Here is a 12,036-nt window from a genome sequence, read left to right as displayed (position 1 = left end):
GCAATCGATAGTGCGCGCGGTGACGGCGCGGCGCCTGAGTACGCGTACTCAGGCGCCCCGGCCCGTCTCACTCATTCCCGGTTGTGCCGCCCGGCTCAGCCGGGCCAGTAGCTGCGGCCCCACGTCGTCGGCCCGGGTGCGGGCAGCCGGTGGCGGGCCACCCGGGCGGGGTCCGCCCACGCGTCGAGCACCGTGGGCGCGCCGGACGGCTGGTTCGCGACCGCCGCGGCGCGCGCCTGGACCACCGCGAGCGCGGCGGCCAGCTCCTCCGGGGTGGGATTGCCCCGTACGACCTTGATCATTAACGGACTCCTCGCTCTCCTCGCTGCGGCACGGTCTACAGAGGGATGTTGCCGTGCTTCTTCGGGGGAAGGGATTCCCGCTTCGTACGCAGCTGACGCAGGCCGCGCACCAGATGGGAGCGAGTCTCCGACGGCATGACCACGGCGTCGATGTAACCGCGCTCGGCAGCCGTGTACGGGTTGAGCAGCCGGTCCTCGTACTCCTGGATCAGGCGGGCGCGGGTGGCCTCCACGTCGCCCGATGCCTCGGCCGCGGCGATGGTCTTGCGATGCAGGATGTTCACCGCGCCCTGCGCGCCCATCACCGCGATCTGTGCGGTCGGCCAGGCCAGGTTGAGGTCGGCGCCCAGGTGCTTGGAGCCCATGACGTCGTACGCGCCGCCGAACGCCTTGCGGGTGATGACGGTGATCAGCGGGACCGTCGCCTCGGCGTACGCGTAGATCAGCTTGGCGCCGCGGCGGATGATGCCCGTGTGCTCCTGCTCGACGCCCGGCAGGAAGCCCGGCACGTCGACGAAGGTGATGACCGGGACGTTGAACGCGTCGCAGGTGCGGACGAAGCGGGCGCCCTTTTCGGAGGCGTCGATGTTCAGGCAGCCGGCGAACTGCGTCGGCTGGTTGGCGACGATGCCGACCGGGCGGCCCTCGATCCGGCCGAAGCCGGTGAGGATGTTCGGCGCGAACAGCGGCTGCGTCTCGAAGAACTCGGCGTCGTCCAGGACGTGTTCGATCACCGTGTGCATGTCGTACGGCTGGTTGGCGCTGTCCGGGATGAGGGTGTCGAGCTCGCGGTCCTCGTCCGTCAGCTCCAGATCCGCCTCCTCGGGGAAGGCGGGCGGCTCGCTGAGGTTGTTCGAAGGCAGGTAGGAGAGAAGGGACTTGACGTACTCGATCGCGTCCTTCTCGTCGCCCGCCATGTGGTGGGCGACACCGGAGGTGCTGTTGTGCGTACGGGCGCCGCCGAGCTCCTCGAAGCCGACGTCCTCACCGGTGACCGTCTTGATGACGTCGGGGCCCGTGATGAACATGTGCGACGTCTGGTCGACCATGACGGTGAAGTCGGTGATCGCGGGCGAGTAGACCGCGCCGCCCGCGCAGGGCCCGACGACCAGGCTGATCTGCGGGATCACGCCGGACGCGTGGGTGTTCCTGCGGAAGATCTCCCCGTACATGCCGAGGGCCATGACGCCCTCCTGGATGCGGGCGCCGCCGGAGTCGTTGATGCCGACGACCGGACAGCCGGTCTTCAGGGCGAAGTCCATGACCTTGACGATCTTCTGGCCGAAGACCTCGCCGAGCGCACCGCCGAAGACGGTGAAGTCCTGCGAGAAGACGGCCACCGGGCGGCCGTCGACGGTGCCGTAACCGGTCACGACCCCGTCGCCGTACGGGCGGTTGGCCTCCAGGCCGAAGTCGGTCGAGCGGTGCTGCGCGAACTCGTCGAACTCGACGAAGGAGCTCTCGTCCAGGAGCAGTTCGACGCGCTCGCGCGCCGTCAGCTTGCCCTTCGCGTGCTGCTTCTCGACCGCGCGGGCCGAACCGGCGTGCTTGGCCTCCTCGATGCGGCGCTGCAGATCAGCGAGCTTGCCCGCAGTCGTATGGATGTCGATACCTGCCTCCGGTGTGGCGGTGGTGGCGGAGGTATCGCTTGCGGCGCTCTGCACGGGCACGTTGGGCTCTTCCGGCTCGGACATAGGGATGTGGCTCCCTGCCTGCTCAAAGGGGCGACTGGCGGCTTGCGTCTTGGCTGGTGTCTTGGCTTGCTACTGACTCGTAGGGTAGCGGCGCGTATACGGTTCAGCAGTGCGGCGTTTACCACACCTAAGGTGGCTTGCATGACGCCGCGAGATGCTTCAGACGACCCTTCGGACACTCCTTCCGGTACGGGTGACGGCCGGTGGTCCGACCTCGACCGGCCGCCCCTGAACGCCGCGTCGCTGCGGCGTGCGCTGCTGCGGGACGGCGGTCTGTGGACCTCCCTGGAGGTGGTGCCCGCGACGGGGTCGACCAACACGGATCTGGCCGCCCGCGCGGACGAGCTGCCCGAAGGGGCGGTGCTCGTCGCCGAGGAGCAGAGCTCGGGGCGTGGCCGCCTCGACCGCCGCTGGTCGGCGCCGGCCCGCTCGGGCCTCTTCTTCTCGGTGCTCCTGAAGCCGGGACCCGCGGTCCCGGTCGCGCGCTGGGGGTGGCTGCCGCTGCTGACCGGGGTCGCCGTCGCCACGGGCCTCTCGCGGGCGGCCGGGGTGGACACGGCCCTCAAGTGGCCGAACGACCTGCTGGTGACGGTTGCCGGAGAGGAGCGCAAGGCCGGCGGCATCCTCGCCGAGCGCGCGGGTTCCGGGGACGGCGGGGGCGTCGTGGTCGGCATCGGCATCAACGTGACGCTGCGCGCGGACGAACTCCCGGTGCCCACGGCCGGGTCTCTCGCGCTCGCCGGGGCGGCGAGCACCGACCGGGACACGGTGCTGCGGGCGGTGCTGCGTTCTCTTGAGCAGTGGTACGGCGACTGGCGCGCGGCCGAGGGCGACCCGGCGGCCTCCCGCCTCCAGGAGACCTACGCCGCGGGCTGCGCGACGCTGGGCCGCAAGGTCAGGGCAGAGCTGCCGGGTGATCGGTCGATCACGGGGGAGGCGGTGGCGGTGGACGGCGACGGACGCCTGGTCCTGGCCACCGGCGAAGGGGTACAGGAGCCGGTGGGGGCGGGGGATGTGGTGCATTTGAGGGGGGTGTAGGGGGAGCTGCGGGGCAAGCTCGTTCGCGCTGGGGTGGCTGCGGGGTGATCGGGCGGGTGGGTGGGAAAGGCTCGTTCGTGCAGGTGAGGCTGCGGGGCAAACGGGCGGGTGGGCGGGAAAAGGGATTTCGCGCCCACCCCGGAGGGGAAAGCGCTGTCCAAGGCGCCCCCGCCCGAGAAAGGCGTGAGCCACGGCACACCTGCCGTAAAGTTGGCGCCGGTCGATACCTGACCGCGGCAGATCGGAAGGGCAGCAGGCGTGACCGTCGACGACACGGGCTCCGGTACGGGTGCATCCCCCGGCCCCGACGGTGAGCCCGGACGTACCGCAGGGGCCGCCACAGACGCGTTCGACTCGATGGACTCCGGGGACGAGAAGCCGGGGGATCCGGAGAAGGACCCCCTGGCCCTGCGCCTCGAAGGGCTGATCCTCGGCGCGGACCGCCGTTACACCCCGTTCCAGGCGGCCCGCAGCGCGGGCGTGTCCATGGAGCTGGCCTCCCGCTTCTGGCGGGCCATGGGTTTTCCCGACATCGGCCAGGCCAAGGCGCTGACCGAGGCGGACGTACTCGCGCTGCGCCGCCTCGCGGGCCTCGTCGAGGCGGGACTGCTCAGCGAGGCGATGGCGGTGCAGGTGGCCCGTTCGACCGGGCAGACCACCGCCCGCCTGGCCGAATGGCAGATCGACTCCTTCCTTGAGGGTCTGACGGAGCCGCCCGAGCCGGGCATGACGCGCACCGAGGTCACGTATCCGCTGATAGAGCTGCTCCTGCCCGAGCTGGAGGAGTTCCTCGTCTACGTGTGGCGCCGCCAGCTCGCCGCCGCCACCGGACGGGTCGTGCAGGCCGCGGACGACGAGGAGATGGTCGACCGGCGCCTCGCCGTCGGATTCGCCGACCTCGTCGGCTTCACGCGGCTGACCCGGCGCATGGAGGAGGAGGAACTCGGCGAGCTCGTCGAGGCCTTCGAGACCACGGCGGCGGATCTTGTTGCCGCGCACGGCGGACGGCTCATCAAGACGCTGGGCGACGAAGTGCTGTACGCCGCCGACGACGCGGGCGTCGCCGCGGAGATCGCGCTGCGGCTGATCGAGACCATGGCCAACGACGAGACGATGCCGGAGCTGCGCGTCGGCATCGCGTTCGGCACGGTCACCACGCGGATGGGTGACGTCTTCGGTACGACGGTGAACCTCGCGAGCCGCCTCACGTCGATAGCGCCCAAGGACGCGGTCCTGGTGGACGGCGCGCTCGCCGAGGAACTGACGCGGACGGGCGATGCGCCCGCCTCCGAGACCGAGGCGGCGGAGGCGGCCGAGCAGGCGGAGAAGGAGGGCACGGAGCCCCCTTCCTACCGCTTCGCCCTGCAGCCGATGTGGCAGCGGCCCGTACGAGGCCTCGGCGTGGTCGAGCCCTGGCTGCTGGCCAGGCGGAGCTGAGGTTTTTTCCGCCCTCCCACCCGATTGCCGCGCGGCGGTGGCATGATCCGCAGGGCGCCCCGGTAACGGGCGTTAACCGGACGTGGAGGCAGTCATGGGTGGCGAGCAGGGCGGCGAGCAGCGGTACGGGGATTTTGTCGGGGTCAGGCGGCACGGCCACGTCGCCGAGCTCGTCCTCGACAGGCCCAAGGCCATGAACGCCGTGTCCACGGACATGGCCCGCTCCATCGGCTCGGCGTGCGCCGCCCTCGCCGAGGACCGTGACGTCCGCGTCGTGGTCGTCACGTCCACCCATGAGCGGGCGTTCTGCGTGGGCGCCGACCTGAAGGAGCGCAATTCCCTCTCCGATGCCGAGTTGATGCGCCAGCGGCCCACGGCACGAGCCGCCTACACCGGCGTACTCGAACTGCCCGTGCCGACCGTCGCGGCCCTGCACGGCTTCGCGCTCGGCGGTGGCTTCGAGCTGGCGCTCGCCTGCGACATCATCGTCGCCGACCCGACGGCCGTGGTCGGGCTCCCCGAGGTGTCGGTCGGCGTGATCCCGGGCGGCGGCGGAACGCAGCTCCTGCCGCGCCGTGTGGGTGCCGCGCGGGCCGCCGAGCTGATCTTCACCGCGCGGCGTCTGGAGGCGGCCGAGGCGCGGGAGTTGGGGCTCGTCGACCAGCTGGTGGGCGAGGGTGAGGACCGTACGGAGGCGCTCGCGCTCGCCGCGCGGATCGCCGCCAACTCGCCCGTCGGGCTGCGTGCCGCCAAGCGTGCCCTGCGGCTCGGGCACGGGCTCGACCTGCGGACCGGCCTTGAGGTCGAGGACGCGGCCTGGCGCTCGGTGGCCTTCTCCGGTGACCGGGCGGAGGGTGTCGCCGCGTTCAACGAGAAGCGGACGCCGCAGTGGCCCGGGGAGTGAGCGGGGCTTCCTGAAGGGGGCGTCCGGGGTGGGCGGTGCGTCTGCCCCACACGCTGCGTAATGTTCCAAACGCCCAAAATGCCGCATATCTCCTAGCCTAGGGAGATGGGAGAGGATGTCCGGCTGCGGGCCGTGGTCGTGCTGGCGCAGGGGATGGCCGCCGCGCACACTCCGCGTGAGTCCTGGCGGGCGGCAGCGCGCGGCGCGTGCCGTGCGCTGGCCGGGAGTTTCGCGGCGCTGTCTGTCTGGGAGCGTGACCTCGGACGGCTGAGGGTGCTCGTGAACGTGGGCGAACGGGCCGAGGGGGAGGAAGAGTTCCCGGAGCGTGAGGCGTATCCGGTGAACGAGTTCCCGGAGATCACCGAGTTCCTGCACGAGCGCTGGGCGGGCGGGGGTGAGCCGCATGCCTGGGTCGAGACGGCGCGGGGGCCCTCGGAGGCCACGGCCCCCGGTTACTGCCACCAGCGGGTCGCCGCGCTGCGCAGGCGCGGCCGTGGCTGCTGCGTGGTCGCGCCGATCGTGCTGCACGGGCGGGCGTGGGGCGAGCTGTATGTGGCGCGGCCGGTGGGGGCGCTGCCCTTCGGCCGCGCGGACGCGGACTTCGCGACGGTGCTCGCCTCGGTCGTCGCGGCGGGCATCGCGCAGACCGAGCGTCTTGAGGAGGCGCGGCGGCTTGCCTTCACCGACGCGCTGACGGGCCTGGCCAACCGGCGCGCGGTCGATCTGCGTCTTGAGGAGGCGGTGGAGCGGCACCGGGCGGACGGGACCGTGGTGAGTCTGGTCGTGTGCGACGTGAACGGGCTCAAGTGGGTCAACGACACCCAGGGGCACGCGGTCGGTGACCGGCTGCTCGAACGTTTCGGCTCGGTGCTTTCCCTGTGCGGGGCGATGCTGCCGGGGACGTTGGCCGCGCGGCTCGGTGGCGATGAGTTCTGTCTGCTCTCGGTGGGTCCTTCGGCCGATGAGGTGGTGCGGGTCGCGGATGAACTGTGCGTACGGGCCGCCGAGTTGGAGCAGGGGGAGGGGGTCGCGTGCGGGGTCGCCTCCACGGAGGACCCGATCGGCGAGGTCCGCTCGGCCCGCCGCCTGTTCCGCCTCGCGGACGCGGCCCAGTACCGCGCGAAGGCCGCGCGTGCGGCGAAGCCGGTGGTTGCGGGGCGCGAGGGGGCGGATGACCCGGTGGTGCGGCTCGCGGACTCCGCCGGGTCGCGCCCCGCTGGGGAGAGGCGGCGATTTCGGGGGCGAAGTCGCGGGGCTCCGGGGGGTGGGGGGTGAGGTTCTGCGGGGCTGGGCGTGTGTGTCGACCGCGGCCCGGTGGGGGCTGATCGCGCAGTTCCCCGCGCCCCTTGGATGGGCTGGTGTGCGTTGTTCGCCGGGCCCGCCGTGGGGGTTGCTCGCGCCGTTCCCCGCGCCCCTTACGGGGCTGGTGTGGGTTGCTCGGCGCACCCGTCGTAGGGGTTGCTCGCACAGTTCCCCGCGCCCCTCATCCGCGCCGCCGTGGGGGTTGCTCGCGCCGTTCCCCGCGCCCCTTACGGGGCTGGTGTGGGTTGCTCGGCGCACCCGTCGTAGGGGTTGCTCGCGCAGTTCCCCGCGCCCCTCATCCGCGCCGCCGTGGGGGTTGCTCGCGCCGTTCCTCGCGCCCCTTACGGGGCCCGCTTCCCGAGCTCGTAACAGGCTCACCCCGCATTCGACCGTGACACTTGGCGATTCAGTCCGTACGCTGCTGAATATGGATATGCATACCGTGGTCCTGGAGACGTCCGGGACGTCCGCTGTGGACGTTATTGCTGTGGCGCGCGGGAACGCTCGTATCGAGCTGTCGGGCGAAGCCGTGGCCGCTCTTGCTGCCTCGCGTGAGATCGTCGACGCCCTCGCGGCCAAGCCCGAGCCCGTCTACGGCGTCTCGACCGGCTTCGGCGCGCTCGCCACCCGGCACATCGGCCCGGACCTCCGCGCCCAGCTCCAGCGCAACATCGTCCGCTCGCACGCGGCGGGCATGGGCCCCCGCGTCGAGCGTGAGGTCGTGCGCGCGCTGATGTTCCTGCGGCTCAAGACGGTCTGCTCCGGCAGGACCGGCGTACGCCCCGAGGTCGCGCAGACCATGGCCGACGTGCTGAACGCGGGCATCACCCCCGTCGTGCACGAGTACGGCTCGCTCGGCTGCTCCGGCGACCTCGCCCCGCTCAGCCACTGCGCGCTCACGCTCATGGGCGAGGGCGACGCCGAGGGCCCGGACGGCGAGCTGAAGCCGGCGGGCGAGCTGCTCGCCGCGCACGGCATCACGCCGGTCGAGCTGCGCGAGAAGGAGGGCCTGGCCCTCCTGAACGGCACCGACGGCATGCTCGGCATGCTCGTGATGGCCCTCGCCGACCTCGACGCCCTCTACAAGTCCGCCGACATCACTGCGGCCCTCACCCTCGAGGCGCTCCTCGGCACCGCCAAGGTCCTCGCCCCCGAGCTGCACGCCATCCGCCCGCACCCGGGCCAGGGCGTCTCCGCCGCCAACATGCTCGCCGTGCTTGCGGGTTCGGGCCTGACCGGCCACCACCAGGACGACGCGCCGCGCGTCCAGGACGCGTACTCGGTGCGGTGCGCCCCGCAGGTCGCGGGCGCGGGCCGGGACACCATCGCCCACGCCCGTACGGTCGCCGAACGCGAGCTGGCCGCCGCCGTCGACAACCCCGTCGTCCTGCCCGACGGCCGCGTCGAGTCCAACGGCAACTTCCATGGGGCGCCGGTGGCGTACGTCCTGGACTTCCTCGCCATCGCCGCGGCCGACCTCGGCTCCATCGCGGAGCGCCGCACGGACCGGCTGCTCGACAAGAACCGCTCGCACGGCCTGCCGCCGTTCCTCGCGGACGACGCGGGCGTGGACTCGGGCCTGATGATCGCCCAGTACACGCAGGCGGCGCTGGTGAGCGAGATGAAGCGCCTCGCGGTGCCGTCGTCGGCCGACTCGATCCCGTCCTCCGCGATGCAGGAGGACCACGTGTCGATGGGCTGGTCGGCGGCCCGCAAGCTCCGTACCGCGGTCGACAACCTGACCCGCATCGTCGCCATCGAGCTGTACGCCGCGACGCGCGCGGTCGAGCTCCGCGAGGGCCTCACGCCGGCCCCAGCGACGCGCGCGGTCATCGAGGCGGTCCGCAAGGCGGGCGTCCAGGGCCCGGGTCCTGACCGCTTCCTCGCCCCCGACCTGGCGGCGGCGGACGAGTTCGTGCGCTCCGGCGCGCTGCTCGCCGCGGTCGAGCCGGTGACGGGTCCGCTGGCCTAGCGGCGGCGTCCGTACGTGGAGGAGGGGTGCCGCCAGAACCTGGCGGCACCCCTCCTCGTACGTGACCGCGGATCAGTCGCGGTCGACGTGCTCACGGGTGATGCCGCCCTTGACCGCGTCGATGTCGAAGTCGGTCTTGTTCCAGTCGTCGGTGACGACGTCGACGGACCAGACGAGCGTCTTGTCGTCGTTGTCGTCCAGGCCGATCGACGTGACCGTGCCCTTCTTCTTGTCCGTCGCGGCCTTCGCCGCCTGCTCCGGCGTCTGCTTGACGCGGGCCAGCCAGTCGGCCGTCTCCTTCTTGTCGTCGGCGTCCTGGTCCTTGTCGGGGGCGGAGCTGATCACCTTGCCCGAGACCGCGTCGATGCGGACGTCGTGCACGGTGCCGTCCTTCTCGGCGACCTCGGCGACCCACTGCGGGCCCGCGGAACTGCCGCTCGGGCTGGGGCTCGCGCTCGCGCTGGGGCTCGCGCTCGTGTCGTCGTCCTCGCCGTCGTCGTCCTTGTCGTCGTCGACGCCCTCGAGGTCGAGGTCGGTCAGCTTGCCGCCCGGGACCTTGTCCACCGCGGCGGAGGCGGCCTTGTCGTAGGTGACCTTGGTGTCGGCGAGCAGCGCCTTGCGGTCCTGCTGGTCCTGCGTGAGGGCCGCGCTGCTCGTGGGACTCTCCGACGGCGCCTCCTTCGGGACGGTCTTCGCCGCCTTGGAGGTCGCTTCGGAGGACGCCTTGTCGCTGTCCGATCCGCAGCCTGTCACCAGCGCCGCCGAGGCCGCGACGGCGCACAGGGCGCCGACGAGACGAAGACGGCGGGCGCGGGGGGTTGCGGATGTCTTGTGCCGGGGCTCGAATCTCATACCGCATGCCTAGCCCGCGACCCGCGCGCGGCCATGTTGCCGCGCGGCCAGGGTCACCCAACTGCCCGGCGTGCGCCCCACTGTCCGGTGCGCGGGTCCTCAGTAAGCCGGGCCCTGCCGTTCCCGGCGGACCGAGAACGCCACGAAGCCCGCCCCGAGGCCCAGGAACGCCGTCCCGCCGATCAGGTACGGCGTCGTGTCGACGCCCGCGCCCGTGTCGGCGAGGCGGTCGTCGGAGGCCGCGACGGCGGTGTTCTCCGAGCTCGGCGTCGCGCGGCGCTGTTCGGTGTGGACGACCCGGGAGGAGTCAGGGGCCTCCGTGGATCTGAACGTCGCCGTCGCATTCGCGGAGGGAACGAACCACAGGGCGCCGAGAAGGGTCCCGGCGGCAGTGGCGGTGAGCAGCGATCGACGTGCGGACACGGAATCGGATCCCCCTTGTGGCGCTGGCGAATTGGCCGTGTGGGGCGATGGTAATGAAAGGCGCGGGTCGCGGGAAAGTCGCGGGGGTCATGGGTCGTACGCTCCGACCCATGAGCACATCAGAGTCATCACGTTTTGTCCGTCTCCGCGTCGAATTGGTGGTCGAGGTCGACGACTCCGGCGAGTTGTCGGCCTCCGCCCTGCGCCGCATCGCGGAGGACGAGCACATGCCCGCCGAGGAGCGGCTGCACGCCGAGACGGCAGTCAAGGAGGACGACGCGGAGGCGCTCGCCTATCTGGTGGACCCCTTCGACCTGGTCAGCGAGGTGCCGGGAGTGGAGCTCTCGCAGGCCTCCTGGAGCAGCGAGCAGATCGACTACGACCCCGATTCGCCGGACTGGGACCCGGACGAGGATGATGACGACGAGGACGACACGGCCGGGGAAGTTGTGGCCGGGGGCGGTGGCCGAGGGTTGTAGGCGGTGGACGGAAAGTAGTACGTCTACCGGACCGAAAAACCGGAACCCGTGACCCCGGACGGCAACCGCCGCCCGGGGTTCCGTCGTCTCAGAGGTGCACGGCTGTCACCGGCGCACCGCATGACGTGGTGTTCCCCACATCTTCCGCAGAAGTGGAACGGGACGAACCGGGCAGGACGTTATGCGGGATTACGGGGACTCCCGGCGTTCTTGGCGTGTTGGGGATTTCGGCAACGATGGAGAAGCGTGTGATGACGGACAGTAGGCGGCGGCGCGGACGGCGCAAGGGTCTTGCGGCCGTGTCCGCTCTGGTCGGCGGCGTCCTTGTGCTCTCGGCCTGCAGCGGCGACGACGGCGACAAGAGTGCCGGCGGCGGCAAGGAGTCGCAGAACCAGGTCGACGAGGCCGCCGCCAAGAAGACCTCCGAGGCCGACATCAAGATCGCGCCCAAGGACGGCTCCGACAACGCGAGCATCAACAGCGCGGCCAAGGTCTCGGTGAGCAAGGGTTCCCTGACGGACGTCACGATGACGACCGAGACGGGCACCGCGGTCGAGGGTCAGATAGCGGCGGACAAGAAGAGCTGGAAGCCCAGCGGCCAGCTGGAGCGTGCGACCACGTACAAGATCTCCGCCACCGCCAAGGACTCCGACGGCCGCAAGGCGCACGAGAACTCGAAGTTCACGACGGTCTCGCCGAACAACAGCTTCATCGGGAACTTCACGCCCGAGGACGGCTCCACGGTCGGCGTGGGCATGCCGGTGTCGATCAACTTCGACAAGGCGATCACGAACAAGAAGGACGTCCAGTCCCACATCAAGGTGTCGTCGAGCAGCGGCCAGGAAGTCGTCGGCCACTGGTTCGGCAACAACCGCCTGGACTTCCGCCCCGAGGACTACTGGCAGGGCAACTCCACGGTCACCATGAAGCTGGCCCTGGACGGTGTCGAGGGCGCGGACGGCGTCACCGGCGTCCAGGAGAAGACGGTCCAGTTCAAGATCGGCCGTAACCAGGTCTCCGTGGTCGACGCCAAGACCAAGCAGATGAAGGTCATGCGGGACGGCAAGGTCATCAAGACCATCCCGATCTCCGCGGGCTCGCCGGAGAACAAGACGTACAACGGCAAGATGGTGATCTCCGAGAAGTTCAAGGAGACCCGGATGAACGGCGCGACGGTCGGCTTCACGGACGACGACGGCAAGGGCGAGTACGACATCAAGGACGTGCCGCACGCCATGCGTCTGTCGAACTCGGGCACGTTCATCCACGGCAACTACTGGGGCGCGAAGTCCATCTTCGGCGGCGCCAACACCAGCCACGGCTGCGTCGGTCTGGAAGACGCCAAGGGCGCGGGCGACAAGAGCACCCCGGGCGCCTGGTTCTACGACAACTCGATGGTCGGTGACGTCGTGGACGTCCGGAACACCGGCGACAAGACGGTCCAGCCCGACAACGGCTTCAACGGCTGGGTCATGGACTGGGCGCAGTGGAAGGCCGGTTCGGCCGTCTAGGACAGCCTGCACGTAAAGACACAGCCGCGGGGGGGGGGGGGGGGGGGGGGGGGGGGGGGGGGGGGGGGGGGGGGGGGGGGTTTTTTTTTTTTCTTCTTCTTCTTTTCTTTTTCCTGTTTTTC

Annotated in this window: 11 protein-coding genes; 7 read left to right on the top strand and 4 right to left on the bottom strand. The window is 70.8% G+C overall.

Annotated elements, in window-relative coordinates; genetic code table 11:
• Positions 1-95 precede the first annotated feature (95 nt).
• Both ACZ5U5_RS18800 and ACZ5U5_RS18795 read right to left on the bottom strand, forming a co-directional pair.
• Complete coding sequence (locus ACZ5U5_RS18800; protein ID WP_469022830.1) at positions 96-302, bottom strand: acyl-CoA carboxylase subunit epsilon; 207 nt, start codon at positions 300-302, stop codon at positions 96-98.
• Positions 303-337: 35 nt separating this feature from the next.
• On the bottom strand, positions 338-1,996 hold the full coding sequence (locus ACZ5U5_RS18795; protein WP_469022827.1) for an acyl-CoA carboxylase subunit beta: 1,659 nt from the start codon (positions 1,994-1,996) through the stop codon (positions 338-340).
• A gap of 141 nt (positions 1,997-2,137) precedes the next feature.
• On the opposite strand from ACZ5U5_RS18795, the gene ACZ5U5_RS18790 reads away from it, so the two are divergent.
• From ACZ5U5_RS18790 to hutH, 5 genes are all read left to right on the top strand, one after another.
• Positions 2,138-3,034, top strand: coding sequence for a biotin--[acetyl-CoA-carboxylase] ligase (locus ACZ5U5_RS18790; RefSeq protein ID WP_469022825.1), 897 nt, complete (start codon positions 2,138-2,140; stop codon positions 3,032-3,034).
• Between the two features lie 258 nt (positions 3,035-3,292).
• Positions 3,293-4,471 carry an adenylate/guanylate cyclase domain-containing protein gene (locus ACZ5U5_RS18785; protein ID WP_469022822.1) on the top strand — a complete coding sequence of 393 codons (1,179 nt, stop codon included), beginning with the start codon at positions 3,293-3,295 and terminating at the stop codon, positions 4,469-4,471.
• Positions 4,472-4,565: 94 nt separating this feature from the next.
• On the top strand, positions 4,566-5,375 hold the full coding sequence (locus tag ACZ5U5_RS18780) for an enoyl-CoA hydratase/isomerase family protein (protein ID WP_469022819.1): 810 nt from the start codon (positions 4,566-4,568) through the stop codon (positions 5,373-5,375).
• Positions 5,376-5,480: 105 nt separating this feature from the next.
• Positions 5,481-6,650 carry a GGDEF domain-containing protein gene (locus ACZ5U5_RS18775; protein ID WP_469022817.1) on the top strand — a complete coding sequence of 390 codons (1,170 nt, stop codon included), beginning with the start codon at positions 5,481-5,483 and terminating at the stop codon, positions 6,648-6,650.
• 460 nt (positions 6,651-7,110) lie between these two features.
• The gene (gene hutH / locus ACZ5U5_RS18770; protein ID WP_469023716.1) at positions 7,111-8,649 is read left to right on the top strand and encodes a histidine ammonia-lyase; all 1,539 of its coding nucleotides are present in this window, start codon (positions 7,111-7,113) and stop codon (positions 8,647-8,649) included.
• Positions 8,650-8,721: 72 nt separating this feature from the next.
• Here hutH and ACZ5U5_RS18765 read toward each other — a convergent pair whose 3' ends face one another.
• Positions 8,722-9,501 carry a PepSY domain-containing protein gene (locus ACZ5U5_RS18765; RefSeq protein ID WP_469022814.1) on the bottom strand — a complete coding sequence of 260 codons (780 nt, stop codon included), beginning with the start codon at positions 9,499-9,501 and terminating at the stop codon, positions 8,722-8,724.
• A 99-nt stretch (positions 9,502-9,600) separates the two neighbouring features.
• A complete protein-coding gene (locus tag ACZ5U5_RS18760) occupies positions 9,601-9,924 on the bottom strand; it encodes a hypothetical protein (protein ID WP_469022812.1) in 324 nt (107 codons plus the stop codon).
• Positions 9,925-10,034: 110 nt separating this feature from the next.
• Here ACZ5U5_RS18760 and ACZ5U5_RS18755 point away from each other — a divergent pair, with 110 nt between their 5' ends.
• On the top strand, positions 10,035-10,403 hold the full coding sequence (locus ACZ5U5_RS18755; protein ID WP_469022809.1) for a hypothetical protein: 369 nt from the start codon (positions 10,035-10,037) through the stop codon (positions 10,401-10,403).
• Positions 10,404-10,654: 251 nt separating this feature from the next.
• Entirely contained in the window at positions 10,655-11,914 is a 1,260-nt protein-coding gene (locus ACZ5U5_RS18750) for a L,D-transpeptidase (protein WP_469022807.1), read from the top strand.
• Positions 11,915-12,036 lie beyond the last annotated feature (122 nt).

The organism is Streptomyces sp. NPDC033177 (assembly GCF_055577715.1).
Note: the sequence above shows the minus strand (reverse complement) of the source record. Positions and strands in the feature narration are given on the sequence as shown.